Source organism: Chryseobacterium binzhouense, from assembly GCF_007474545.1.
In the GTDB taxonomy this organism is placed as follows: domain Bacteria; phylum Bacteroidota; class Bacteroidia; order Flavobacteriales; family Weeksellaceae; genus Chryseobacterium; species Chryseobacterium binzhouense.
This window is the reverse complement of the sequence record NZ_VKOG01000001.1, coordinates 1,038,305-1,062,621: the sequence shown is the minus strand read 5'-3', so window position 1 is coordinate 1,062,621 and position 24,317 is coordinate 1,038,305. Positions and strand designations below refer to the sequence as shown.

The window sequence follows — 24,317 nt, the reverse complement described above, 5'->3', positions numbered from 1 at the left end:
CAATCCAATTACAAATGTCTTTAAATGAAAACTCAGAAATACGCGGTGGACAAGGTCAGGTCTTAGATCCGGAAACTTATCGGGACGCCATTGGAACTATGGAACAGTCCGGAAAAAGAAAATGGGTTTTTCCTAAAAAACCTAAAGGTAAATACACCAATTACAGAACCATTGTTGCCTATATTCTTCTTGCCATCTATTTAATTATTCCATTTATCAGAATCGGCGGAAATCCTTTTCTGATGCTGAACGTGATAGATCGTGAATTCTTTATCTTAGGACAGCCGTTTTATCCCCAGGATTTTTTCCTTCTTACTTTGGGAGCTATTGTCGGATTAGTTTGTATTATTTTATTTACCATCGCTTTCGGAAGAATATTCTGCGGATGGATTTGTCCGCAGACCATCTTTCTGGAAAGTGTTTTCAGAAAAATTGAATTTGCTATTGAAGGAGACAGAAACAGACAAATGAAACTCGACCGGCAGGAATGGAACAGTGAGAAAATCTGGAAAAGATCACTAAAATGGACCATCTTTTTTATTCTGTCTTTAATCTTTACGCATTTTATGATGATGACGATTGTTGGATACGAAAAAGTATTTCAGACTATTGCAGAAGGACCTTTGGCACATCCTACCAATTTTATTGTTATCATGCTTTTCACCCTGGCTTTTTATTTTGTTTTTGCGTGGTTCAGAGAGCAGGTATGTACATTGGTATGTCCTTACGGAAGATTGCAGGGAGTTTTGATAGATAAAGAAACCATCAATGTATTTTATGATTATAAAAGAGGTGAAAACAGAGCAAAATGGAGAAAAGGCGAAGATCGTGAAGCTGCCGGAAAAGGAGACTGTATAGATTGTTTTCAGTGTGTAGTAGTATGTCCTACAGGTATTGATATACGTGACGGACAACAGCTTGAATGTGTAAACTGTACCGCCTGTATAGATGCCTGTGATGAGGTAATGGTAAAAGTGGGTCTGCCTAAAGGTCTTATCAGATATGCTTCAGAAAAAGAAATTGAAACCAGAAAACCAACCAGATTTACCGGAAGAATGAAGATTTTTGTTGTTCTGCTGGTTGGATTACAGCTTCTATTAGGCTTTTTGCTTTACAGCAGAGGAGACCTTGAAGCCAAATTCATAAAGCCTGCAGGAAGTACCTTTTTTGTAAGAGATGGCATGATTACTAACTCATACAATTATACTTTTCTGAATAAATCGAATGACAAGAAAATTCTGACAGTCAAAGTTATTTCGCCGGAACATGGCAGAATCAGCTTCACGCAATCAGAAAAAATTACAGTAGAAAGAGACAAAATAGCCAAAGGGACAATTACAATCTCATTCCCTGAGAATGAGATGAAATTATCCAAACAAAATATAGAAATTGGTGTTTACGACCTTAAAGGAAATCTGGTAGATTCTTATGAAACGTATTTTGAAGGTCCGTTTAGGCTGCAATTTAAATGAAAATGAAGCTGTGTTTTTTTATCAAAAATCAACAAGACCGTTGCTCAGACATTTCCATTGTATCTTTGAAAAACCAAGCATTCCTCCGATAGCGACCAAAAGGTTTCTTAAACTGTTAAAAAAACCGGAATTGAAATTAGGCGATTCATTTCTGCCATAAATACCGGCTTTTATAAAGGTTGTATGTTTTGAAACAACAAAAGTAGAAGTTGCCGCATTAGAATAAAAATGGGCAACTTTTCTGCTTCCTGATTTTGCAGGATCATGACAGGGTCTGCATTGCATTAATACAAAATCTTCAGATTCTTTATCCAACATTACGATCTGAACCCAATCGAATGATCTGCCTTCACTTCCGCCAGGTCCGGGAATATCAATTCTGATGTAATCTCCAATTTCGGGAATCCGTTCTGTACTGATTCCCGCAGAATCGAAAAGTTTAAAATCTGTAGTGCTTTCCGGACAATATTTCCGCCAGTTATTAATTGCAAAAAAACGTTGTTTCAGAATATTAAACTGAAAATCAATATCTTCATGTTTTTCAATATTTTTTACACTTTCAGTATCATGGTAGCTTCCCTTATAATGTTTGGGAACTCCGGGGATGTTCTTAGGTTTCATGGTTTTATTATAAATAATTCAGTAATATATTTAATTATTTAAAAGAATTCAGATATGCTCAATACTTACTTATCATCCAGCATTATTCTCTGCAAATCCTGGGTAGAGGGCGCAGTAAGAAGTCTTCCGTTTACAGAGAATCTGGAGCCGTGACAAGGGCAGTCCCAGCTTATTTCTGCGGAATTCCACCGTACTTCACAGCGGGTATGAGGACAGGTACTTTTGAGTACATGAATCTTGTCAGAAGATTCTTTGTAAACGGCATAAGATTCACCTTCATACTTCACTACTTTAGCTTCACCATCTTTTATTTCCGCAAGACTGTCGATTTTTGTCATAAAGAGCTTATCTTTAATAAAATCAAATGCTGATGTTGCATTTTCTTTTACAAAATCACTAAAGCCTGAAACAGGTCTCACTCTTCCCGGACCAAAAAGCTTTTCATATTTATTTTCTTTTCTGATAATTAAATCACCAATAACCTGCGAACTGATGGTTCCGAAAATCATTCCGTTACCCATAAAACCTGTTGCCGTAAAAACATTTCCGATGCTTCCGGGCAGTTTTCCTATGAAAGGCAAGCCGTCTACCGATTCGTAATACTGACTTGACCAACTGTATGCCGCTGCTCCTACATCAAAATATTTTCTAACATAGTTTTCCAGGTTTGAAAAACAGACTCCCGTATCCTCATGCCCTGTTTTGTGATCCTCACCACCTGCAATGAGAAGTTTTTGTCCATTGATAATATGGGTTCGGTAATAATGATAAGGATCTTCCAGATCATAAATCAGATCGTCAGAATACTTATTATCTTTAATTTCGAAAGCTATTGCATAACTTCTGTAAGGAGCCGTCATCATATTAAGAATATTGACTCCGGGTGGCGTATGAGTGGCGTAAACAAGATTCTCTGTCTTAAATTCGCCTTGAGAAGTTTTCACAGTAATAGTGGAATCTTCTTCAAGATGGCTTATACAGATACAATCTTCTAATATAGTACCGCCTGAAGAAATAAACGCTTCTGCTAGTTTTTTGATATATTTCACCGGATGAAACTGAGCCTGATTAGGAACCATAGCAACACTTATAAACGGAACAGGAAACGAAATTCCCTTACAAAATTCCATATTTACGCCTACTTTTTTTGAGCCTTCTACCATTTTCTCCAGCTTTTTATTCTGTGCATCATCCAGAGCAAAAACATATCCCGATTTTGTCTCAAAATCACAATCAATCTCATGTGCCGCAATATTATTCTGAATAATTGCAATAGCATCCTTCCCAACCTCGGCCAGCAACTTAGCCTGATCTTCACCGTATTTGCTGATTGCTTCATCAAAAGTAGTATCAAAAAAAGTATTGAGATGAGCGGTTGTTCCGCCTGTTGTACCAAATCCGATATTTGAAGCTTCTATAAGAAGGCATTTTTTCCCTAGCTTCTGAAGATGCAGTGCAGTCGAAATCCCTGTAATTCCGCCACCTGCAATAATAACGTCAAATTTAATATGATCTGAATTTACTTTCACAGAAGAAAATCTTTTTATTTCTTCCTGCCAAGCACTTTTTCTTGCTCCGTCTCTAAACATTTTGTCTGATTTTATTTATTGTAAAAAAACTGTTATTTCTCATCTGCAGGCTTCTGCATTTCGCTCATGCGGTGAGCTGCCATACTGTCTGGAGAGATGTTAGACATCGCCACAGTAAGCTTATTTTTCATTCCTGAAATAATTTTATCATCGCCATTCATTAAAGCTTTGAACCCATCTTCTGCCACTTCTTCTGGTGAAGAAAGATTATCTCTGTCTTCGAGAATTTTGCTTCGGTTCATATCCGCTTTATTAAAGAAATCTGTATCTGTAGGTCCCGGTAAAAGAGCTGTCACAGAAATTCCTGTATATTTAAGCTCTTCGCGGATAGCTTCAGACCATGAAAGAATAAACGCTTTTGTCCCGTGATATACTGAGTGCCATGGTCCGGGAGCCTTGCTGGCAATAGATGCAAGATTCAGTATTTTACCAGATTTTTGCGGAAGGCGGTCTTTTAGAAATGATTTGGTAAGAATAATAACTGATGAAATATTGAGATTTACGATATCTGTTTCCCTATTGATGTCTGTATCCTGAAACTTTCCGTAAGCTCCCTGACCGGCATCATTAACTAATATTTCCGGACTCACATTTAATTTCTTCAGATCTTCGTAAATAGAACCTGCCTCATCACTGTTGAATAGATCTTTGACCAATGGAATTACTTCAACCCCTAACTTTTTGAATTCGTTAGCTTTATCTTCCAGAATTTCTTTTTTCCTTCCAATAATGATCAGGTTAAAGCCTTCTTTGGCAAATAACTTTGCAAGTTCGTATCCTATACCACTTGTAGCTCCGGTAATCAGAGCATATTTTTTTTGTTGATTCATAAATTCATAGTATTAAAAAATAAAGCCATACGAAATCATTGACCGTATGGCTGAATAAAGTGGGACTTAATCTTCTTGTTCTGCCTCAAAGTTGATATACGTTTCTGCAATTTCAGTAAGATCATAGTCTGTATCTTCTTCTTCCTGAAGCGTTTTTTCCAGGAGATCTGCTGCTTTATCGTGACCCATCGTAATGGCAAGCTGTACAAGACCGCCATAAGTAGCAATTTCGTAATGCTCAACTTTCTGTGCAGCTATAATAAGAGCTGCATCTCTTGTCATACTTCCTTCCTGAGTTGATTTGATTACTTCCTCACCTTCTTTAATGATCCCTTCGATAGCATCACATTTTTTCTTCTCTGGTTTTTCATCAATAGATTTGAAAACTTTTTCCAATCGACTGATGTGTTTTTTAGTCTGAAGCTGATGATCCTCAAATGCATCTTTCAGTTCTTCTGTTGTTGCAGCTTCCTGCATTTTTCCCAATGCAGAAACTATTGCTTCCTCTGCATAATAAATGTCTTTTAAAGCGTCTACAAAGAATTTATGCAATGGTGCGTTTTTCATTTGATCTTTTTCTACTGTTGCATTATCTACTTTCATTGTAGAAGAATCTTTTTCTGCTGTTTTGCTTTGTATATCTGGTGTATCAGTGGTCTGAGCAGCTGTACTGTTTGTTTTAGTTGCCATATTATTATAAATTTTAAGATTAATTAATGAAAGACTGCCCTTTCTTATAAAAAAGGCAGTCTGGGTTATAAATTATGAATCTCTTCTTCCTCCAAAACCAGATCTTCCTGATCCTGAATTTGAACTTCTGCCTCCACCATGAGAAGCCTGACCTCCCATACGTGCGATTCTAGTACGTTCAGATTTGCTCATCGATGCAAATCCCTGTCTTCCTGAACCTGAATTGGAACCTCTTCCAGAGTTACCTGAATTTCCAGATCTTCCTGAATTGGAACCTCTTCCAGAATTACCAGAGTTGCCACTATTTGATCTGCCTCTTCCTGATCCTGATCCAGAACCTGAGTTTCCTCCTCTAGAACTGCTTCCCGAGTTACTGCTGTTAGATCTTCCAGAACCTGAATTTGAACCTCTTCCTCCACCGTGAGAAGCTTCGCCTCCCATACGTGCGATTCTGGTACGTTCAGATTTGCTCATAGATGCAAATCCCTGTCTTCCTGAACCTGAATTGGAACCTCTACCTGAATTCCCTGAATTTCCAGATCTTCCTGAATTGGAACCCCTTCCTGAATTTGAACCTCGTCCTGAGTTGCCGGAGCTGCCGCTATTTGATCTTCCTCTTCCAGATCCTGATCCAGAACCTGAATTTCCGCCTCTGGAGCCTCTTCCACCTGAAGTAAATCTGCCCTGACTGTCTCTGTTTGGATTTCTGTTTCCTGAACGTCCAGATCTTCCACGACTTCCACCATTATCATCATCGTCGTCATCATAGTCATCGTCGTCATAATCATCGTCGTCATAGTCTTCGTCATCATCATAATCATCGTCGTCATCATAATTATCGTAATCTTCATAATCGTCGTCCTCATTGTCATCATCATAATAATCCTCATAATCTGAGAAATCATCATCATAATCTTCATCTTCCGATGCATCGGTAAAACCGTGATCATAACCTAATTGATAAACTTCTTCCAGTGTTGATCTGTCATTTTGCGAAGATCGGTTACCTGAATTTCTTCTGTTTGAATTTCTGTTGTTCATAACTGAATTTTTTAAATATTAAATATTGAGTGATTTCAAAAACCCTTGACTAGTATTCGGATTTCTGTTTTTTTTAAGCATTAGTTGACAGCCTTGAACGTATTCTCGTTCAGGATGATCAATGATATAATGAAAGCATACGATGAAAGATTATTGACGTTCAATCAAAAATCTTTAAAATATACCGTGAAAATTATGGTAATTACCCTGTTGAATTTTGGGTAGAAAATTGGGACTTCTCTAATAGGTCTGCAATTTTTTGTAATAAAAATGCAGAAAGCAAATATGCTGTAGCATTACTTGTTTTCATAATATATCTGGTTTGGTATACCAAATTTACGAGAATATACTTACCATTATTTATGATCAAAGTCATATATTAAAGTTTTTTGATAATTTTAACGTTTTTAGCTTTTATTAACTTAATACTATAGTAAAATACTGATTTTCAACATAAAAACAATAACCTATTTCTAAAAATTATTAATTTTTGAAACAAATAATGTGTATTAGTCTGATCATAAAAAAAGAAATTCTGAAGATTCATAAATATGACTTTCTCTTACAAAAAATTTAAGCTGTAGTAAAGATTAATTTACACAAAAGAGATTAAAAGTTTATAGATTCTAGAATAACTTCCGCAATACGTGTTAAGCATTTTCAAATAAAATAATCCGTCCTGTATCGTTTTACAAGACGGATTATTTCGAGTATAAACCTCAATTAATGTAATTGTAATAATTTAAATCTTTCTTTAGATTCTCATTAAAATTAGAATATAAAAAAATTAATGAAAATTATAGCATAATCTGTACACTTCTGTAAAATAAAGCTCACTATCCGAAACCTGATTTTTATTCATTAAAATTTCGTCAGACACAGGAAATGAATAGACCTGTATTTTATTGACAGGTTTTGGCGACCGTGTGCACTTACAGTATTTTTTATCGTTTATTTTATGGTTTGATAAGCTCAATGTTTTTACTACTGTGTCTTCAAGCAGCAGAGTCTTTTCGAAAGTCTCCTTATTTAATGTAAACCACGGTTCCCCATGATAGAAAAAATGATCAGTAACTTCAGGATCATTAACCTGGCTAAAATCAGCAGGTGCCGATGAATGATAGCCTCCGCACTGCAGGCAGAATGCTACCTTAATGTTGATTTGTTCCATAAATAATATTTGCTTGGCTGTTATATTACAGAATGTATGCCATACAAATGCTTTTAGTAAAAACAAATGCCTGTTACGGTAAACATAAATCAGTTATAAGCTTATCTGCAGGTAAATAAAATCTGATAACCACCAGATTGCGTAATTTCTTCTGTAAAAGATATTCCTTTATTATTTTTAGAATAATGCAGAAGCTTTATCTGATCTGTAAGACTTTTTTCTCCCTGAAAAATATATTCTGAATCCGACAGTTGTTTTCTAAGGTCCCTCATATCTGTCTTTTTTCCGGAAACTGCACTCACTATATTTTTACACGTTTTATCTTTTACAGCAATTACTGTCAGAACAACGAGCTTTTCTGTATCTTTAGAACTGTTGCTGTAAACTCTGTACTTTGTCTCTTCAGGATCGTATTCTCTGGTGTACTGATGATTCCTCATCAATTCATCAAGCAACAGAAATTCATTTTCTGCGGCATCCTCCAGAATTTTTATACTAAGCTGTTGGCAGAAGCAAAAATTTACACACAAAAACGAAAGAACGAGAATATAGGCTTTAATCATTATACCGGTTTATAATGTTGTCCGCTTCACCATTACAAAAAAGAACACAACATATTTTTTGTAAAACTATCAATATAACCGTTGTTTAAATTATGACCCAAAGCATATCTCATCAGTAGTGGTAAATTTCTTATGATCGCTGTCATAAGATCTATAGAAGATATTGATTACATTTGGAATACCAAATCCTCTATATTGTATCGCTGTGACTGTAAAACATTCATCATCAATATCATGCGATTAAATATCAGAAATAAAAACAATAAATATTTACCTATGAAAAAGTTATTATCAGTAATGATCATTATTTCCTTCGCTGCTTCATGTACAAAATCTGAAACTCAGTATATTGATAAGGAAAACAAAAAACAATCGGTTAACAATCCTCAAAGTGATAGCATTCGTACCTTACAGGAAGTTTCTGATACTGCACAAATCAATCAAGATCGAAGTCACAAAAATTAAAACTATTTTGTTTTTTCAGTTTAATTACAGCTTTTAATTTTGCGTGTAAATTATTCTGAAATTATCTGTAATTCTGTAATATACACAAAGGCACTTCGACTACGCTCAATATAAACTTTAACTTATCAAAGTAATACCATTTTTGTCTTTTTTCAATAAACGAAGTGCCTTTGTTTAGCTTAACGACTTTCAATAAGTAAAAAAATCTTCTGTTTTTCTTTGAGATAAATTAATAATGATTCTATAAATCAATTATTAAAATTTATTTCTTATCCCGAACTGGGGTTTTATATTAATACAGATCCAAATATCAGGAATAAAAACTGTATTTTATCCTGATTATCAGATTATTATATAACTAACAAATCACAACAATCTTATGAAGAGAAATCTTAATCTTACGCTTAAAATATGGCGGCAGAAAAATTCCAAAACAAAAGGAAAATTTCAGATATATCAAGTCTCTGATATTTCAACGGATGCTTCTTTTCTTGAGATGCTTGACATTTTAAATGAACAACTGATTACCAGAAATGAAGAGCCGATAGCTTTTGATCACGATTGCAGAGAAGGCATTTGTGGGACATGCTCATTGTATATCAACGGAAGAGCACACGGACCTGATACAGGGATTACCACCTGTCAATTGCACATGAGAATGTTTAAAGATGGTGAAACTATCGTAATTGAACCTTGGAGAAGTGCGGCATTCCCTATCATTAAAGATCTTATCACAGACAGAAGTTCGTTTGACAGAATTATGGCTGCAGGAGGATTTATATCTGTAAATACTTCTGGAAATACTTTAGATGCCAATGCAATTGCTGTTCCTAAAGAAGATGCAGACAAAGCCATGGATGCTGCCGCATGCATCAGTTGCGGAGCCTGTGTTGCCTGCTGTCCGAATGGTGCTGCAATGCTTTTTGTAGGTGCAAAAGTTTCTCATTTTGCTCTCCTTCCACAAGGCAGAACCGAAGCTAAAAGACGGGTTTTGAATATGGTAAAAGCTATGGATGATGAAGGTTTCGGAAACTGTTCTGTAATCGGAGCCTGCGAAGTTGAATGCCCAAAACATATTTCGCTTGATAATATTGCAAGACTCAACAGAGAATATATGAATGCGTGGATGAGCAAAGAGCCATAAATCAATCAGGTGTTTTTATATTAAACCATGAAATTAGATTTTGGTTTTGCTGGAGATCATTCTAAGTTTTATTTAAAAAAATACCCCTTCGGAAAGAGGTAAGTTTTCGTTTCATTAAAATCAGTATAATGGCAACTGTGCTTTTTCATAAACAAGACCTTGTTCCTGAATCTCACGCCAGAATTCTTGAGGGATTTCTTTTTTCCATGCACTGATATTATCGGAAACCTGATCGGGTTTGCTTGCACCGGGAATGATAGAAACGAATTCATCGGCTGCGAGCACAAACTGTAGAGCTGCATCTACAATATCAATATTATATTTAGAAGCTATTGCTGCTATTTTGTCTCTTTTTTCGGTCATCCCTTTAGGAATAACCTCTTTATAATTATAACGGTTTCTGCCATTGATGAATCCTGAATTGTATCCTGCTCCCGAAACAAGTTTGATCCCAGCCTTTTTTACTACCGGAAGTAATCTGTCAACAGCGTCCTCATGTTCCAGAATAGAGTATTGAGTTGCTGAAAGGCAGATATCGGGATCCGCAAATTCCAGACAATCTAAAATCGGTTCTATTTTATTAACGCCCATTCCCCAAGCTTTTATTATCCCTTCATCGCGCAATTCAGATAAGACTTTGAAAGCTCCTTTTTTTGCCTGATCCATAAAGTACGGATACCTATCACCTACCTGATCCTCGGACAGATCGTGAATATAAACAATATCAATATAGCCAAGACCTGTTCTCTGTAAACTGTCAGCTATGGATCTTTTAATTGCGTCTGCTGTATAATTGTGCTCAAAATCAAAATTAAGCGGATCCTGCCACATGGTTTCAGGAACTTCAGAAGAAGGCACTTCTGTGAAAAGCCTTCCTACTTTTGTTGAAAAAACAAAATCTTCCCTGTTTTTTTCCTTTAAAAAATCACCAAACCTTCTCTCACTCTTAGTAAGACCGTACCATGGGGAGGTATCATAATATCTTATTCCTTCATCCCAGGCTTTTTCCAAAATTTCGTGTGACTGCTCGTCTGTTAATTTTTCAAAAGCCGTTCCGATCGCAACGCCTCCCAAACCCAATTCATGTTCTTTTTTTAAAATACTGTTACTCATATTATATTTTTTGTGATGATGAAACAGTACAAACTTCATGCAGAGTTTTTAAACTGATGTTTTACTTCAGATAATAAAAAATCGCCAGCGTAAAGACCGGCGATTTGTAATATGTGTTCAGTTTCAGATCAATTATCCTAAAAAATCCTGCAGAGAAACTGTTTTCTGCTCTCCTGCTTCAAGATTTTTAAAAGTAACTGTTTTGTTTTTTATCTCTTCTTCACCCAAAAACACCAGATTTTTGATACCCTTTTTTTCAGCATACGTAAACTGCTTTACTATTTTTGCATTTTCAGGATAAAGTTCAGCAGAAATACCCTTCTCTCTCAGCTGTATGATGAGCTTTAGTGCTTCCAAAGTTTCTTCGCCTCCAAAATTTGCAAAGAGATATTCTACATTTGATGCTGCTTCTTCAGGAAAAAGATTCAGCTCTTCCATCACCAGATAAATACGGTCCAGACCAAAAGAAATCCCGATTCCCGGAACGTTTTTCACTCCGAAAACTTCCGTAAGATTATCATATCTTCCACCACCTCCAATAGAACCCATCTGCGCTTCATCTGCTTTCACCTCGAAAATTGCCCCGGTGTAATAATCTAAACCTCGGGCTAAAGTAATATCAAAAACAAGATTCTGAATATCAACACCAAGATTTAATGATTGAGTAATGACAAATTCCAATTCTTCAACACCTTTTAAGCCGATTTCGTTTCCTGCAAATTTTTCTTTTAATTGAAGAAGATTCTCCAGAGCATCATCAGATTGAGTAAATAAGAAATCCAGTTTATCAATAGATTCCTGAGAAATTCCTCTTTCTAAAAGCTCCTTCACTACTCCATCTTTCCCTATTTTATCCAACTTGTCTAATGCAACCGTAAAATCAATTAATTTATCTGTAATTCCGGCAAACTCCGCTAATCCGGAAAGAATTTTTCTGTTGTTGATGTGAATCGTTACGGAAACTTTAAGCTCTGCAAAAGATTTTAAATATAATTGCACCAATTCTACTTCCTGCCAAAGACTTTCACTTCCCACCACATCGGCATCACACTGATAAAATTCTCTGAATCTTCCTTTTTGCGGGCGGTCTGCTCTCCAAACGGGCTGGATTTGATAGCGCTTGTACGGAAAAGTAAGTTTCCCATGATTCATCGCTACAAATCTCGCAAAAGGTACGGTTAAATCGTAACGAAGGGCTTTATCCGTAAGATTTTCTGAACTAAAAGGCTTGTCTAAAGCTTTCTGAAAATCATTCAGCATCTGCATTTTTTTATCTTCTTTGGCTTCATTTATACTGGAATTCAAAATTTTAAAAATCAAGCGGTCTCCTTCCTCTCCGTATTTTCCTGTTAAAGTTGAAAGATTTTCAAAGCTTGGGGTTTCCAAAGGCTGAAAACCAAACAATTCAAAATTTTTCTGTAAAATATTGATAATATATTTTCTTCTGGATACTTCCAAAGATGTAAAATCTCTTGTTCCTTTTGCTAAGCTCGGCTTCATTGTATGAATGATAATTGATGTTTTATAAATGATATAGACTGCAAAAATAAGGATTTGAAAAGACTTTTAAATTAATAAAAAGCCAGAGATTATAATTTCTCCGGCATCCTGTAATCACTTATGCTTTTTTGAATCATATTATACACTTTCTAATATTTCAAGAATTTCTTCGCCATAATTTTCGATTTTATGTTTACCAAATCCTTTTATTTCCAATAATTCCTGTTTTTTGGCAGGCTTAAATTTAGCCACAGATATCAGTTCTTTATTGGTCGCAATAAAGTAGGACGGAAGATTTTGTTCTTTGGCTTTTTCGGAACGCCATAGTTTCAGGGCTTCCAGAATTTCAATTTCATCACTGGTCAGCATTTCATCATCCGCAGAATATTTCATTGCTTTAGAATCTTTCACCGTGTTTTTACTGATCTCTGTCTTATATTCGTTGAAATACAAAACCACTGACCAAAAGTTTTCTTCGTGTACGAAAGCGGTTTCCACTTTTATAATCTCGTGATTGTTCAGAAAATTATCAATCATCTTCTGATCCTGCAACAGAAATTCATCAGCAATTCTGATTTTTAAAACTTTTACATTCATCTCGGTCATTTTAAAGTTGAGGAATTATTTGCTGCCTAAAAGCAGAAGTTCATCCACTCTTATCTCAGTAATATATCTTTTCACACCATCTTTATCTTCGTATGATCTGTACGTCAGTTTCCCTTCAATAGCGATTTCTTTTCCTTTGGTAACATATTTCTGAAAAATCTCCGCAGTCTTTCCGAAAGCAACCAGATTATGCCATTGCGTTTCTTCTACTTTTTCACCCTTTGCATTTGTATAATGGTCGTTTGTAGCAAGGGAAACTGAAATTTTCATTCCTCCGTTTTCGAAGTTTACCTTTTCAACTTCTTTTCCTGTGAACCCGATTAAGGTTACTTTGTTTCTTAGTGACATAACTTTATTTTTTTTAGATTAACAATTCAGATAAGAGACGTTCACTTGTTTTCTCAAATCTCTGTTGCAAAGATTCATCAGCCTGGGAAATTTATTCGGTAGAAAACTATTTAAATTCGTTTGTAGTCGTTTGAAAATGGATATTTTTTTGAATATTAGATGAATAAAAATAAATTAGTAATTGTTTATAATTATTGGTAATTGCGTAAATTTGGATGTTATCTGTAATGCCATAAAAGCATTACGTACAAATAATTAAAAATAAAAATATGCTCAATATTAAATACAAGTTTTTATTATTTATACTTCTTCTACTTTTTACAAATAAAATTTATTCACAAGAAAAAATTCAATACAAAATCGACTCTTTGATGGAGTGGTCGAGTAAAAATGAGATGTTTAATGGTAATATTCTTGTGGCTAAAAATGACAAAATAATTTATAATTCTTCTTTTGGGTTTGTTGATGCTAGTAAAAATATCAAATTAACACCTAATTATAAATTTAATATTGGATCAATAACCAAAGAATTTAGTGCGGTTGCTTTACAACAGTTAAAGCAAAAAGGAAAACTGAATTTAAACAATAAAGTTTCCAAGTTCTTTCCAGAATTACCAAAATGGTCAAGTCAAGTTACCATAAAAGATTTATTACAGTATACAAGTGGACTTCCAAACGTAAATTGGAAAAAAATTAAGAGTAATCCAGATGTTTTTGCAGATTTAAAATTAATTGACACACTTGATTTTGTCCCTGGAACAAAATATGATTACAATATGAACAATGTATTTTTAAGACAGTTTATTGTCGAAAAAATTACAGGAATGTCATATAAACAATATGTGAAAAAATATATTTTCAAACCGAGCAAAATGAAATCTGCAGAAATCACCCCAATCGTTGATGTAAATTTTATTGCAAAAGGATTTAATAATAAACTTGTTGAAGATAATCCCGATTTCTTAATTGGAGGAACTTTTATTACAACAACAGAACTGCTAAAATTTTTAAAATCTCTACATTCGAAAAAGCTAATAAATAAAAATTCTTTGTTTGAATTAGGTCAACGATTTAAGCAAGAAGATACGCAATCTGCTTTAGGTGAAGCAAAATTTGTTAATAAAGAAATGATTGAACATTCTCACGATGGAAGAGCAGGAAATTACGAAGCAATTTTAATTTCGGATTTAGAAAAGAACTTCGATATAATACTTTTGAGCAATAATTATAAAGGCAAAATTTTTGAAATTTCGGATGCAATTAAAAAAATCTTACAAAAAAATTGACAGAAATTGGCACTACAGATAACATAGCATTGGCAAAATGCGGGGTTGAATTTATAGTTGAACTTTTGTGCATTTTTTTGTCGCCGCTATTTTTCCATTTCGTAGTTTTTTAGTTAGTTTACTTCATGGAAAAAATATCGGCTAAGATTGGTCGAAATTGAACTTTTCGTCCAATTTAGCCCGCACTTCGCCAATACTTTTTCCGTTATGCACTATTTTAAGACCGACATAAACCGAAATGAAGAAATCAATTTTAATAATCAAAGGACACAGCAAAACAGACATTTAATTATTGAATGACCGAAAAATCATTCAATTATATATTGACTTTTTTTGTAGCAATGCAGGAGGAGCATTTGACTTTAACAAAGAAATATTTATTTATGAAGAACCCGAATTAGATACACTCAACAATCTTGATTTTTTAAATGAAAATGATTATTTAGTTATATTGCTTATCGGACACGGTGCAAATAAAGATGGTGTACAAGTTTTCCAAATGCAGGAAAATTTATTTGTTCAACCGGGACAAATACAATTTCAATGCAAAAGACAATTACATATTCTTGAAACTTGCAGAAATATAATTGACTTTGAACTTGACATAAAAAGAATAAACAGACTTATACCAAAATATAAATATGGAGGTATTGTTAAAAGACCATTAACACGTGAGGAAGCAGTTTTAAAGTTTAATCAATCATTATTAAAATCAGAAGAAGGAGTATTGTATCTTTTCGCTGCAAGTATTGACGAAAGTGCGAGTGGCTATTTATTTCTGCAAATTATTATAGACATTTCAATTTACATTCACGAATATTTTAGAGAAGAAATTGTAGGTGCAACCTATATATTTGAACAAACAAAAAAACAAGTTGTAGAATTGACAAAAGGAAATCAAAATCCGACAAAAATTGGAGAAGTTGATTTCCCATTTGTAATAACAATAATTTAAAAAAAACAGTGCATAACATCGGTAACCGTTGCACAACCTTCATTTTTAAAAAATCATTAAAAGTATACAACCTCTTTTAAATGGCTTTAAAAGAGGTTCTGTATTTTCAGTAGGAAATTTTTTAGAATTTTGAGGCGCTTAATTCAAGGATATGAAGGACGTATTGCGAGATTCCGAAGAAGCACAAACTTTGCTTTTGGAAGGTTCAGTATCTGAGCTTTACTTTTTCACTTTTTGGGCAGTAAATTTCAGTAATTTCTTAAATATAAGAGTTTTAACGTATATTTGAGTTGTGCAACAAGCACAACGGTTTTGCGTAATGGCGGGTTTAGTGCAAAATTCAAGTTCAGTTTTCCAATTAAATTTTAGTGCTAAAATTGAAAGTTTCTGCTCCGAAACCCGCCAACCGTTAGCAAGCTTAAAAATCAACATTATGCACAAACGATTTTTTCAAAAACGTAAATCTGACGGAATTTCCAAAATTGACTATTGGAAAAAATGGGAGCTGTTTGAATTGTTTGACGAGTTGCATAAAGCAGAAAATTTTCTGATTGATATTTTAGATAAAAAAAATGATGACGAACTCATTAAATTCAAGAACGAATTTATTGAAGAGCTATATGAAATTGAAGGAGATAATGTTGCAGACTTCACAAGAATTTGGGAATGGTTCACACCAACAAAAGAATGGGAAATTTTGCTTGGTGATAAAGGACAAAAAATTGGGCGCAATGTTTTTCGTATTACTGACAAGTGGAAAAGAAACCAAGAGTTCTTATTAGGAACAAAAGTTTCACTTCATAATAAATTTGGTGTTGTAATAGATAAAAGTGATGGCAGAAATGAATATGGTTTAATTAGATGGGATACTGAAAAAGAAAATGACTTTGAGGATTGGCTAGGTTTGTTTGAATTTTTTTTGCAAGTAGGCGGAGAAATTATCAATCAAGACCACGAGTTTACATTTATAAATAATGATGGAACTAAAAAGAATAACAATCAGTAGCAAGTTTTACGTAGCGACTGAAGTACAAACTCAAGTGTAGTTTTTCAATTGAAATTTAGTAATAATATCAACATTATATTTCAACTTCATGTCTGAACAAAGCCGAAAACGGCTGTAGATAAAGCCATAAAAAAATGCCGTGACAAAAAAATTCACAATAATAAATATTATAATTCTGACTTTAATATTTTTTTCAAATATTATAACGTTTTATGGAATTAATTATCCAACAAAATTTAATTTTTTGTTCAATTTTAATAAATATGAATTTGAATACATAATCATTATTTTAGTTATAATTGCGATTTCTACAGCCCTCATTTCGACTTTAAACTTTAAAAATCTGAATTTTAAAAATAAATTTTTAGGAATTTTTGCTCTAGTTAATACAGTATTTTTAGCCTTTATAATATTTGAAGGTATTTCAGGATATAAAACGATGAAAAATGAGTATCTCAAATTAGAAAAAGAATACGTTAATAAAGCAAATCTGGATATTAAAAATGATCGAGTTACGTACAGATATGCAGGAGGTTTAACAATTTCGGAATGTAATCAAAATACTGAAAATAAAATTGACAGTATCAACAAAAGATATGGATTAATATTCGTAAATACAGGTTGTATTGTAATGGAACGTGAAATTAATGCTCAAGAAAAATATGCAGAAATTGTAAAACCGTATCTTGAAAAAAGAAATGGAAAAAATTGGGAACAGAAAATGGCAAAAGAAATTGAAATAATAAAAAGAAACTGCAAATAATAAGTGTTTACCCAAAAAACAGAATTACAACTCTTATAAACTTTATGGAAAACAAGTTAATCACCATTAAAAAATTAAAAACGGTAAATATTATGTTGATTTTCATCAGTACATAATAAACATGATTATTTCATTTATTCTTATTTTTCCTGCAATATATTTCTCATCAAAAAAACTAGTCTTTTCGTTAATTTGTTTTATAATTTTTTGGATATTCATTTGTATAATAATTGATGTAAATGATTACGTCGGGAAAAATGTACATAACAAAATTTTTTCAAAAAAAATTTTTGAAGATTTAAAGTTTAGAAATTTTCAAAAAGAGCAAATAGACAAATATGAAGGCTTAATAAAGACCGAAAACGGAAGAACAATAAGAATATTTTATAATTGGAATAAAGTAGCAGAGGGTTTTATGAGTTTCGGCGATATTGAAATTGACATTTTCTTTAGACCTCAAATATTCAACAATATTATAGACGACGTAAAAATTAACAAATTAAATAAAAAATATGATAAAACTTTTTGGTCAAAAACTAAAAGAACAATTTTTGCATTTGATCGATTAAAAATATTCATAAACTATTATCCTTGGACAAAAAGTACAAAAATAGAGAATGAGATTTCAAGAGGTCTAGAAATCTTACGGGAAAATAAACTTGAACCATTTGACATTAGAAATATAAAAGACAATGAACTTGCCAATTTAGAAAAAGATGGATATTTCCTACCTAATATGGAGTACATTTGGGAATACATTGAGAAATATGAAAAACTGCCTCCAATAAAATATTCTCAAAAGTAGATTAAAAAAAATTTATAACACTTTTAAACAGTTTATTTAAGTCACATTCCGACAATTTTAAAAAGTTCTCAATATATTAAAGTGAAAAATAAAACTATAGTTTTTGGAATTTTATTAATCCTAATTGGATTTTCAGTAACTTATTTTTTGGGATATAAAGACAGTGATCTTTTAAGGATGATAAGTTATTTTACTTTCTTTTTTGGTTGGCTTATAGTAATTTTTTCAATTTTTGGGAAATTTTACACTTTTAATAAATCAAAATTCTTTTCAAATAAATTTCTGTGGCTGAACCAAACGATAAAAAATACCGGAATAATAACATTAAGTGTCGTTGGAATTATCTTCTCAATTATTGTTACCGGACATTTCACTGAAAAAAGAATAAAAGAAATACTCTATACACAACCAAATGATGAAACGATTGCCGAAGTAATAGACCTTGAAAGCAGATATACAAGAGGAGGCTGGAAAATTTGGGCAATTTTCAGATATAAAACCTCCGAAAATGAAATTTATCAAAAGGGGATTTTTAATGATGGAAACCAATTCCAGAAAGGAGATCAATACAAAATTCTTTATTCGATAAAGTATCCTGAAATAATTGAATTAGAAAGTAAAGTTGAATAAATAACATATTAAGTTTCATGAAAAAATCTGAAAGTCTAATAATTTTAAATATTTTTCAATTATAAACATCAAAACTCCCTCCTGAAATTGGCATGCTGCGTTGCTGTAAAATAATCACAAAAAACCTGGTAAACTGCAGAATCTGTGTGACTTGCTCTTATTCCCAGCTGAAAATAAATTTCAAGAATCTGATGCGATAAGCTTTCCACTAAAGATGAAGAGTAATCATGAACTTCAGACTGTTTTTCAGAAATAACCAACTTAGAATTAGTAAGCAGAGATTCAATTTCATCTGCAAATTCAACAGCCTTTTTCATTGCTTCTTCTATTTTCTTATTGAATAAATCCAAATTTAGATGAGGTCTAATTTTAAGAGCTTCTTCTGCAAAGTGAGAAGCCATGCCAAGATAGTTGACCAATAAAGTCAGATCAGCAAAAATCCTGAACGGAATTCTATCTAGAACATCATCCGTAAAAAACTCATCGTACACAAAACTATAATCTTCTGTAACTTTTACATTTTCAACCTTAAAAGAATAGGTTCCAGTTGCTTTCATTCCCATTGATTGCCAGTTCGGGATAATTTCAGCCTGATTTTTAGAAATAATAAATGACCGAATCATTTTATTTCCTGATTCATCCAGCAAAGGAATTTCATTATCCGTAAGCTTTGCATTTAATGTAAAATGGCTTAAATGAGGTGCTCCGGTTGCAAAATGCCACAGTCCGTTGATTAAAAAAGTTCCGTCAGTTTCTTTTTCGGCTGTTCCGCCAATCATTCCGCTTCCGCCGAAGCAGGTTTTATGATCCGAAAAAAGTTTACTTGCGATATGAGGCTTTAAATTTCTTGAAAAAAAATTGGCTCCCGAACATAAAGTTAACATCCAACCCAGACTTCCATCAATTTTTGACCAGTTAAAAAGCACTTTTAAACCTTGATTCAAGCGCAATCCCAATCCGCCATATATTTTCGGAACCCAGATCTGAAGCAGTCTTTCCTGATGAATTTGCTCAATAATTTCAGCAGGAACTTCTGAAACTTGTTGCATTTTAATTCTGATTTCCTGAGGTCTCAACATATCTTTTAAATTAGTATGGATGGATTTTAATCATTCTCTTGAAAATTTTTATGATTAATAAAACCCGTGTTTGACTTTAATTATTTTAAACGCAAACATTTATTTTACACTCTGCTTATTCCAGTCAGCAAAGGATAATCAATAAAATTAATTTTAAACGTGCATCTATTTTGAAGCTTCATCAAGCGACGTGTCGCAATCTTTGATTCTTATTTAAATCTTTGCGTTTAATTATTTTATTCATTTAAAGATTACGCAACGACCACTTTCGATTTAATAATTTTCCGCCATTCTAAGTAACCAAAGATCGCCACGATGAATAAAAAAGCCGTTAAAGCAGCATACAAGTAAAGACCTTTGTGGATCAACAACGGAATTGCAATGATGTTGCTCATATTCAGTAAAATCCAGTTTTCTATTTTTCTTCGTGCCATGAGCCACATTCCTGCCCACGCAAAAGCACTGACCAAAGAATCCCAAATTGGAACATCTGAATCTGTAAACCGGGTTAGAAAATACCAGAAAAGGCAGAATGTCCCAATTACAATTGCTGCCGTAATTATTTTCTCATGATTGGTGGTTTCTGAAATCGCTGTTTCTTTTTGTTTTTTACCAAATTTCCAGTACAGCCATCCGTAAATGCTCATGACGAGGTAATAGAGATTTAAGGTAAACTCTGCGTAAAGTTTTGCGAAAAACATCACATAAAGCGAAAGTGAAATTCCGGCAATTCCGAAAAGATAGTTATTGGAGTTATTTTTTCGTGCCAATAACACCTGAAATACTGAAAAGACAACACCGAGCCATTCCTGCCATGTAGTCTGCTGTAAAATTTCCTGCATCAAATTAACTTATATAAATTAAATGATGAGATGATAAATCAAAAAATCCCTACGTCGGCATTATCCGAATCAGGTGTGAAAAAAATTCCCGGGTATCATCTCAGCCGCTATTGCAGCACCCCATTGATGGCGCAAATGTGAGACTTTTTTTTGGAAAATGAAAATCTTTTGATTTTTTTAAACTGTTAAATACCCGTTGTGGAATTACAGCGTAAGAAATTTTAATCTGCATATTTTTTTATTTCTTTAAATTAGCCGTTTACAAACGGATATTTTTGTATTTTTAAAGCTCAAATAAAGTTGTGAAAAAAACGATAAAAAGAACATTAAGAGTTTCAAAATATGTAATTTACCGTGAAACGCTGATTGACAAAAAAGAACATTTATGGTCATTTTTAGGCGCATTTTTCGGAATTGGCATTATTGCATTTCTTCAGTCGCAATATTTATTTGAGCAGGAAAATATATTTCTTATCGGGTCTTTCGGTGCATCCAGCGTACTGATTTATGGAGCGATCCAGAGTCCGCTCGCACAGCCGAGAAATCTGATCGGCGGTCATGTATTATCTGCTTTGGCAGGAGTTACTGTTTATCAGTTTGTTCCGGATATTATCTGGCTGTCTGCTCCCCTTGCGGTAGCCTCCTCTATCGTCATTATGCAGTATACAAAGACTCTGCATCCTCCAGGTGGCGCTACAGCACTTATTGCGGTAAGTTCAACAGGAAAAATTCCTGACCTGGGATACTGGTATGTACTTTCTCCTGTTCTTTCGGGATGTATTATACTTTTGGCAGTTGCATTGGTATTCAACAATTTAACCCAAAACAGAACTTACCCAAATCACAGCAGAATAAAAAATATGCTGAGGAAAAAACATCAACACAAATTGAAAAATTAATGATTATGGAATGTATGGAATGCGGCGAAAAAATTATCGGAAGATCTGATAAAAAATTCTGCAACGATGCATGCAGAAACGCTTACAATAACAAACAAAATAAAGATTCTACCAACCTGATGCGCAACGTAAACAATAAACTGCGCAAAAACTACAGAATCCTGAGCGAAATCAATACAGAAGGGAAAACAAAAATTCCGAAAAAGAAGCTTGATGGCTTAGGTTTTGATTTTAATTACTTTACCAATTTAAAAATTTATAAAAACGGTTCGGAATACAAATTTATTTACGACCAGGGATACAAAATACTGGAAGAAGATTTTGTTTTAATCGTTAAAAATTAATTTCACAATGAAAGAAATTGTACTCATTACAGGAGCCAGCGGAGCTATTGCAAGAGCACTTTCAAAAAAACTGGAAAACAGCTATTCTATAAGATTTCTTACCCGAAAAAAAGAGGCTGAAAATGAGTTTGAATGGGATCTGGAAAATAATATTGCAGATGAAAAAGCTTTTGAAAATGTAGATCACATCATCCACCTTGCAGGAGCCAATATTTCTGAAAAAAGATGGAGTGAAGACCGTAAAACAGAACTTATTGAGAGCAGGGTGAAATCTGCAAATCTTATTCTGGAATACTTAAAGCAAAAAAACATCAGACTAAAATCATTTATTTCTGCATCCGGGATTAATTATTACGGCACCATAACTTCCGAAAAAATATTTACCGAAAATGATCCTCCCGGACACGATTTTCTCAGCAACGTCGTTATTGTATGGGAAAATGCTGCAGACCAGTTCAAAACCGAAAATATGGCAGAACGGGTTGTGAAAATCCGTACTGCTGTTGTTTTATCTAAAAATGATGGCGCACTCAGTAAAATGATGATCCCGATACAATTAGGCTTTGGTTCACCTATTGGAAGCGGGAAACAATATATGCCTTGGATACACATTGACGATATTTGCGGAATTTATGAATTTGCCTTAAAAAACCCTGATATGGAAGGAGCTTTTAACGCTTCATCACCGCAACATGCAACCAATAAAACATTTACAAAAACGATTGCAAATGTGCTGAAAAGACCATTGTTTATGCCGAATGTTCCGGGTTTTATGCTGAAATTAATTTTTGGTGAACTTTCAAATGTCTTACTGGAAGGGTCTAGAGCATCATCTGAAAAAATACAAAAAGCAGGCTATGAATTCAAGTTTCCGAATCTGAAAGAAACATTGGAAGATTTATTAAATAAACAAGAACATAAAAAGTAATACAATGGTTATGAAAAACAAATGTATGATGATAGTGTTTATATTGCTGTCTTTATGCTTTTACGCTCAAAAGACAGACGTTATAAATGACATAAAAGCAGTGGAACATTTTAAAAATCATTATAAAAAGAAAAACTATCAAAGATTTTCCGGAAAGATCAATATGCAGGAAAAAGCGGTTGTTTTTGACAACAAAACGGTTTACTATGATAACAAAGATAAGATCATTACTTCTGTCCTGAAACAAGGGCTTATCTATCCACAGCTTATGACCGATTACCAAATGCAGAAATTTCTTGATGAAAATACAGACAAAACCCAAAGAAGGTTTTTGAAGCTACAGAAAGATCCCCGAGCTGCCTTTGATGTCAATAATATTGAACTAAGTAATGCTTCAGAGATTAGCAGTGGCAACAAAAATATAAAAGTAAAAAGATTTAAAACTGATTTCAGAGATCATCGTCTTAAAATAAATTCAGTGTATTATTTTGAACTCATTAATAATGCTGCAACAAAAGAAATGCCTTTGGAAACTTTTATAGAAGGATCGAAACTTTCATACATCGGAAATTAAATATTATATCTTTTGACATCACTACAGCAACGAGGCAGGAAAAGAACAATTGCTGTCATCATCAGTATACTTTTGGTCAGTCTCTACTCTATTTATATTTATCAATCTGTTGTTCCGGAATTTAAGCTTTTAAAACTTATTTCGCAGATTATCCGCTTTATACTTACCTGTGGACTGATGTATCTGGTTTTCATTGGTAAAAAATGGGCAAGAACGGTGTCTCTCATTCTTTTCTCACTCGCCGTCATTATGGCAGTTTCATTTATATTTTCTTCAAATTTTTCTCCTCTTCAGGAAATTCCTTTATATGTAATGATATTTGTATATGCTGATGCTATTTATCATTTCGGATTTTCTGAAAGTTATAAAGCTTTTGCAGAATATCAACGTTCAAAAAAGACTTTTATATAATTACATTGAAAATCAAACGATTAATACGTCAGTTTATTCAACTGATAACAAAAAAAGAGGATAAATATTTATCCTCTTTTTTATTAAGCTTTAATACAATTATGATTTCCAAAAAGTCCATTTAGAACCATTAAAAATCGCTAATCTTTTAGCTCCTGCTTTGTTGATGTACACCATCATTCCAGGAGCAGGATCAGGAATATTGTCTGTATCTTCTACCATTGGTAAAACCATTGCTTTGTTGGCAGATTCCAAGATAAGTACACCGTTTGCTGAAGATGTTGGAGCACCTATAATTGCACCTTTTGTTGTATCTTCTATTGTAGAAGGTTGTATCGACAAATAAGAACTTACATTTGCTCCGTTACCACTGCTCAAATCCTGCCAAGTGCCATTATAATATTTTACCTTAGCATTGACCGGATCTGTAGCATCTAAGAGAATTGTTCCTTCCACCAAGCCAGAACCAGAAGGTAATGTTCGGTTGTAAGGTAGTATGATACCTTTATTTTGGTCAGCAAATTCTAATAAAACGGATGTTTTGTCGTTGGTCGTTCCTATATTGTTACCTATAATTACCTGTGAAAAGCAAAGAGATGCTATGACCAGACAAATTGTTGAATATATTTTTTTCATTTTTTT

General features: G+C 33.4%; 29 protein-coding genes. 15 read left to right on the top strand and 14 right to left on the bottom strand.

What is annotated here, in order from left to right:
• Positions 1 to 14: 14 nt before the first annotated feature.
• Positions 15 to 1,472 (top strand): cytochrome c oxidase accessory protein CcoG, encoded by a 1,458-nt coding sequence (ccoG, locus tag FNE73_RS04860; protein ID WP_143883635.1) that lies wholly within the window; start codon positions 15 to 17, stop codon positions 1,470 to 1,472.
• Between the two features lie 21 nt (positions 1,473 to 1,493).
• Here ccoG and FNE73_RS04855 read toward each other — a convergent pair whose 3' ends face one another.
• From FNE73_RS04855 to FNE73_RS04820, 7 genes are all read right to left on the bottom strand, one after another.
• Entirely contained in the window at positions 1,494 to 2,093 is a 600-nt protein-coding gene (locus FNE73_RS04855; RefSeq protein WP_143883634.1) for a hypothetical protein, read from the bottom strand.
• A 65-nt stretch (positions 2,094 to 2,158) separates the two neighbouring features.
• Positions 2,159 to 3,682, bottom strand: coding sequence for an FAD-dependent oxidoreductase (locus tag FNE73_RS04850; RefSeq protein WP_143883633.1), 1,524 nt, complete (start codon positions 3,680 to 3,682; stop codon positions 2,159 to 2,161).
• Positions 3,683 to 3,714: 32 nt separating this feature from the next.
• The gene (locus FNE73_RS04845; RefSeq protein WP_143883632.1) at positions 3,715 to 4,512 is read right to left on the bottom strand and encodes an SDR family NAD(P)-dependent oxidoreductase; all 798 of its coding nucleotides are present in this window, start codon (positions 4,510 to 4,512) and stop codon (positions 3,715 to 3,717) included.
• A gap of 66 nt (positions 4,513 to 4,578) precedes the next feature.
• Positions 4,579 to 5,202: a YciE/YciF ferroxidase family protein gene (locus FNE73_RS04840; RefSeq protein WP_185147289.1), complete on the bottom strand. Its 624-nt coding sequence runs from the start codon at positions 5,200 to 5,202 to the stop codon at positions 4,579 to 4,581.
• A gap of 72 nt (positions 5,203 to 5,274) precedes the next feature.
• Entirely contained in the window at positions 5,275 to 6,243 is a 969-nt protein-coding gene (locus FNE73_RS16680) for a KGG domain-containing protein (protein ID WP_185147288.1), read from the bottom strand.
• 787 nt (positions 6,244 to 7,030) lie between these two features.
• Positions 7,031 to 7,414: a hypothetical protein gene (locus FNE73_RS04825; RefSeq protein ID WP_143883629.1), complete on the bottom strand. Its 384-nt coding sequence runs from the start codon at positions 7,412 to 7,414 to the stop codon at positions 7,031 to 7,033.
• Positions 7,415 to 7,515: 101 nt separating this feature from the next.
• Positions 7,516 to 7,977 (bottom strand): hypothetical protein, encoded by a 462-nt coding sequence (locus FNE73_RS04820; RefSeq protein ID WP_143883628.1) that lies wholly within the window; start codon positions 7,975 to 7,977, stop codon positions 7,516 to 7,518.
• Positions 7,978 to 8,253: 276 nt separating this feature from the next.
• On the opposite strand from FNE73_RS04820, the gene FNE73_RS04815 reads away from it, so the two are divergent.
• Both FNE73_RS04815 and FNE73_RS04810 read left to right on the top strand, forming a co-directional pair.
• Complete coding sequence (locus FNE73_RS04815; protein ID WP_143883627.1) at positions 8,254 to 8,442, top strand: hypothetical protein; 189 nt, start codon at positions 8,254 to 8,256, stop codon at positions 8,440 to 8,442.
• Between the two features lie 379 nt (positions 8,443 to 8,821).
• A complete protein-coding gene (locus FNE73_RS04810; protein ID WP_143883626.1) occupies positions 8,822 to 9,586 on the top strand; it encodes a succinate dehydrogenase/fumarate reductase iron-sulfur subunit in 765 nt (254 codons plus the stop codon).
• Between the two features lie 120 nt (positions 9,587 to 9,706).
• Here the strand turns inward: FNE73_RS04810 and FNE73_RS04805 are convergent, their stop codons facing one another.
• From FNE73_RS04805 to FNE73_RS04790, 4 genes are all read right to left on the bottom strand, one after another.
• A complete protein-coding gene (locus FNE73_RS04805; protein ID WP_143883625.1) occupies positions 9,707 to 10,699 on the bottom strand; it encodes an aldo/keto reductase in 993 nt (330 codons plus the stop codon).
• 132 nt (positions 10,700 to 10,831) lie between these two features.
• Positions 10,832 to 12,199 (bottom strand): histidine--tRNA ligase, encoded by a 1,368-nt coding sequence (gene hisS, locus FNE73_RS04800; RefSeq protein ID WP_143883624.1) that lies wholly within the window; start codon positions 12,197 to 12,199, stop codon positions 10,832 to 10,834.
• Positions 12,200 to 12,337: 138 nt separating this feature from the next.
• The gene (locus tag FNE73_RS04795; protein ID WP_143883623.1) at positions 12,338 to 12,796 is read right to left on the bottom strand and encodes an HRDC domain-containing protein; all 459 of its coding nucleotides are present in this window, start codon (positions 12,794 to 12,796) and stop codon (positions 12,338 to 12,340) included.
• A gap of 24 nt (positions 12,797 to 12,820) precedes the next feature.
• On the bottom strand, positions 12,821 to 13,153 hold the full coding sequence (locus FNE73_RS04790; RefSeq protein WP_143883622.1) for a single-stranded DNA-binding protein: 333 nt from the start codon (positions 13,151 to 13,153) through the stop codon (positions 12,821 to 12,823).
• A 269-nt stretch (positions 13,154 to 13,422) separates the two neighbouring features.
• Here FNE73_RS04790 and FNE73_RS04785 point away from each other — a divergent pair, with 269 nt between their 5' ends.
• The 7 genes from FNE73_RS04785 to FNE73_RS04760 all read left to right on the top strand — a co-directional run bounded on the left by FNE73_RS04785 (position 13,423) and on the right by FNE73_RS04760 (position 18,598).
• Entirely contained in the window at positions 13,423 to 14,439 is a 1,017-nt protein-coding gene (locus FNE73_RS04785) for a serine hydrolase domain-containing protein (RefSeq protein WP_228429871.1), read from the top strand.
• A gap of 292 nt (positions 14,440 to 14,731) precedes the next feature.
• Positions 14,732 to 15,394, top strand: coding sequence for a hypothetical protein (locus tag FNE73_RS04780; RefSeq protein WP_143883621.1), 663 nt, complete (start codon positions 14,732 to 14,734; stop codon positions 15,392 to 15,394).
• A 151-nt stretch (positions 15,395 to 15,545) separates the two neighbouring features.
• A complete protein-coding gene (locus FNE73_RS16675) occupies positions 15,546 to 15,683 on the top strand; it encodes a hypothetical protein (protein ID WP_185147287.1) in 138 nt (45 codons plus the stop codon).
• A gap of 3 nt (positions 15,684 to 15,686) precedes the next feature.
• Positions 15,687 to 16,400 carry a hypothetical protein gene (locus FNE73_RS04775; RefSeq protein ID WP_228429870.1) on the top strand — a complete coding sequence of 238 codons (714 nt, stop codon included), beginning with the start codon at positions 15,687 to 15,689 and terminating at the stop codon, positions 16,398 to 16,400.
• A 139-nt stretch (positions 16,401 to 16,539) separates the two neighbouring features.
• Complete coding sequence (locus FNE73_RS04770; protein WP_143883620.1) at positions 16,540 to 17,163, top strand: FEKKY domain-containing protein; 624 nt, start codon at positions 16,540 to 16,542, stop codon at positions 17,161 to 17,163.
• Positions 17,164 to 17,284: 121 nt separating this feature from the next.
• On the top strand, positions 17,285 to 17,968 hold the full coding sequence (locus FNE73_RS04765) for a hypothetical protein (protein WP_143883619.1): 684 nt from the start codon (positions 17,285 to 17,287) through the stop codon (positions 17,966 to 17,968).
• An 81-nt stretch (positions 17,969 to 18,049) separates the two neighbouring features.
• On the top strand, positions 18,050 to 18,598 hold the full coding sequence (locus FNE73_RS04760) for a hypothetical protein (protein WP_143883618.1): 549 nt from the start codon (positions 18,050 to 18,052) through the stop codon (positions 18,596 to 18,598).
• A 68-nt stretch (positions 18,599 to 18,666) separates the two neighbouring features.
• Here FNE73_RS04760 and FNE73_RS04755 read toward each other — a convergent pair whose 3' ends face one another.
• Both FNE73_RS04755 and pnuC read right to left on the bottom strand, forming a co-directional pair.
• Entirely contained in the window at positions 18,667 to 19,677 is a 1,011-nt protein-coding gene (locus FNE73_RS04755; RefSeq protein ID WP_143883617.1) for an acyl-CoA dehydrogenase family protein, read from the bottom strand.
• 251 nt (positions 19,678 to 19,928) lie between these two features.
• Positions 19,929 to 20,522, bottom strand: a complete 594-nt coding sequence (pnuC, locus tag FNE73_RS04750) for a nicotinamide riboside transporter PnuC (protein ID WP_143883616.1) — start codon at positions 20,520 to 20,522, stop codon at positions 19,929 to 19,931.
• Positions 20,523 to 20,821: 299 nt separating this feature from the next.
• Here pnuC and FNE73_RS04745 point away from each other — a divergent pair, with 299 nt between their 5' ends.
• From FNE73_RS04745 to FNE73_RS04725, 5 genes are read left to right on the top strand one after another with little or no spacing between them, the layout of a single operon-like run.
• Positions 20,822 to 21,418: an HPP family protein gene (locus FNE73_RS04745; protein ID WP_143883615.1), complete on the top strand. Its 597-nt coding sequence runs from the start codon at positions 20,822 to 20,824 to the stop codon at positions 21,416 to 21,418.
• Between the two features lie 2 nt (positions 21,419 to 21,420).
• Positions 21,421 to 21,762 carry a hypothetical protein gene (locus FNE73_RS04740; protein WP_160811663.1) on the top strand — a complete coding sequence of 114 codons (342 nt, stop codon included), beginning with the start codon at positions 21,421 to 21,423 and terminating at the stop codon, positions 21,760 to 21,762.
• 7 nt (positions 21,763 to 21,769) lie between these two features.
• Positions 21,770 to 22,690, top strand: coding sequence for a TIGR01777 family oxidoreductase (locus FNE73_RS04735; protein ID WP_143883613.1), 921 nt, complete (start codon positions 21,770 to 21,772; stop codon positions 22,688 to 22,690).
• 25 nt (positions 22,691 to 22,715) lie between these two features.
• Entirely contained in the window at positions 22,716 to 23,264 is a 549-nt protein-coding gene (locus tag FNE73_RS04730) for a hypothetical protein (protein WP_143883612.1), read from the top strand.
• A gap of 12 nt (positions 23,265 to 23,276) precedes the next feature.
• On the top strand, positions 23,277 to 23,675 hold the full coding sequence (locus FNE73_RS04725; protein WP_143883611.1) for a hypothetical protein: 399 nt from the start codon (positions 23,277 to 23,279) through the stop codon (positions 23,673 to 23,675).
• Between the two features lie 99 nt (positions 23,676 to 23,774).
• Here the strand turns inward: FNE73_RS04725 and FNE73_RS04720 are convergent, their stop codons facing one another.
• Entirely contained in the window at positions 23,775 to 24,311 is a 537-nt protein-coding gene (locus FNE73_RS04720) for a hypothetical protein (protein WP_143883610.1), read from the bottom strand.
• Positions 24,312 to 24,317: the final 6 nt, after the last annotated feature.

Excerpts from the sequence above, each read along its gene's own strand:
- ccoG (WP_143883635.1), top strand. The coding sequence starts at position 15 with ATGTCTTTAAATGAAAACTCAGAAATACGCGGTGGACAAGGTCAGGTC.
- FNE73_RS04855 (WP_143883634.1), bottom strand. The coding sequence starts at position 2,093 with ATGAAACCTAAGAACATCCCCGGAGTTCCCAAACATTATAAGGGAAGC.
- FNE73_RS04850 (WP_143883633.1), bottom strand. The coding sequence starts at position 3,682 with ATGTTTAGAGACGGAGCAAGAAAAAGTGCTTGGCAGGAAGAAATAAAA.
- FNE73_RS04845 (WP_143883632.1), bottom strand. The coding sequence starts at position 4,512 with ATGAATCAACAAAAAAAATATGCTCTGATTACCGGAGCTACAAGTGGT.
- FNE73_RS04840 (WP_185147289.1), bottom strand. The coding sequence starts at position 5,202 with ATGGCAACTAAAACAAACAGTACAGCTGCTCAGACCACTGATACACCA.
- FNE73_RS16680 (WP_185147288.1), bottom strand. The coding sequence starts at position 6,243 with ATGAACAACAGAAATTCAAACAGAAGAAATTCAGGTAACCGATCTTCG.
- FNE73_RS04825 (WP_143883629.1), bottom strand. The coding sequence starts at position 7,414 with ATGGAACAAATCAACATTAAGGTAGCATTCTGCCTGCAGTGCGGAGGC.
- FNE73_RS04820 (WP_143883628.1), bottom strand. The coding sequence starts at position 7,977 with ATGATTAAAGCCTATATTCTCGTTCTTTCGTTTTTGTGTGTAAATTTT.
- FNE73_RS04815 (WP_143883627.1), top strand. The coding sequence starts at position 8,254 with ATGAAAAAGTTATTATCAGTAATGATCATTATTTCCTTCGCTGCTTCA.
- FNE73_RS04810 (WP_143883626.1), top strand. The coding sequence starts at position 8,822 with ATGAAGAGAAATCTTAATCTTACGCTTAAAATATGGCGGCAGAAAAAT.
- FNE73_RS04805 (WP_143883625.1), bottom strand. The coding sequence starts at position 10,699 with ATGAGTAACAGTATTTTAAAAAAAGAACATGAATTGGGTTTGGGAGGC.
- hisS (WP_143883624.1), bottom strand. The coding sequence starts at position 12,199 with ATGAAGCCGAGCTTAGCAAAAGGAACAAGAGATTTTACATCTTTGGAA.
- FNE73_RS04795 (WP_143883623.1), bottom strand. The coding sequence starts at position 12,796 with ATGAATGTAAAAGTTTTAAAAATCAGAATTGCTGATGAATTTCTGTTG.
- FNE73_RS04790 (WP_143883622.1), bottom strand. The coding sequence starts at position 13,153 with ATGTCACTAAGAAACAAAGTAACCTTAATCGGGTTCACAGGAAAAGAA.
- FNE73_RS04785 (WP_228429871.1), top strand. The coding sequence starts at position 13,423 with ATGCTCAATATTAAATACAAGTTTTTATTATTTATACTTCTTCTACTT.
- FNE73_RS16675 (WP_185147287.1), top strand. The coding sequence starts at position 15,546 with ATGAAGGACGTATTGCGAGATTCCGAAGAAGCACAAACTTTGCTTTTG.
- FNE73_RS04765 (WP_143883619.1), top strand. The coding sequence starts at position 17,285 with ATGATTATTTCATTTATTCTTATTTTTCCTGCAATATATTTCTCATCA.
- FNE73_RS04755 (WP_143883617.1), bottom strand. The coding sequence starts at position 19,677 with ATGTTGAGACCTCAGGAAATCAGAATTAAAATGCAACAAGTTTCAGAA.
- FNE73_RS04735 (WP_143883613.1), top strand. The coding sequence starts at position 21,770 with ATGAAAGAAATTGTACTCATTACAGGAGCCAGCGGAGCTATTGCAAGA.
- FNE73_RS04730 (WP_143883612.1), top strand. The coding sequence starts at position 22,716 with ATGATGATAGTGTTTATATTGCTGTCTTTATGCTTTTACGCTCAAAAG.
- FNE73_RS04720 (WP_143883610.1), bottom strand. The coding sequence starts at position 24,311 with ATGAAAAAAATATATTCAACAATTTGTCTGGTCATAGCATCTCTTTGC.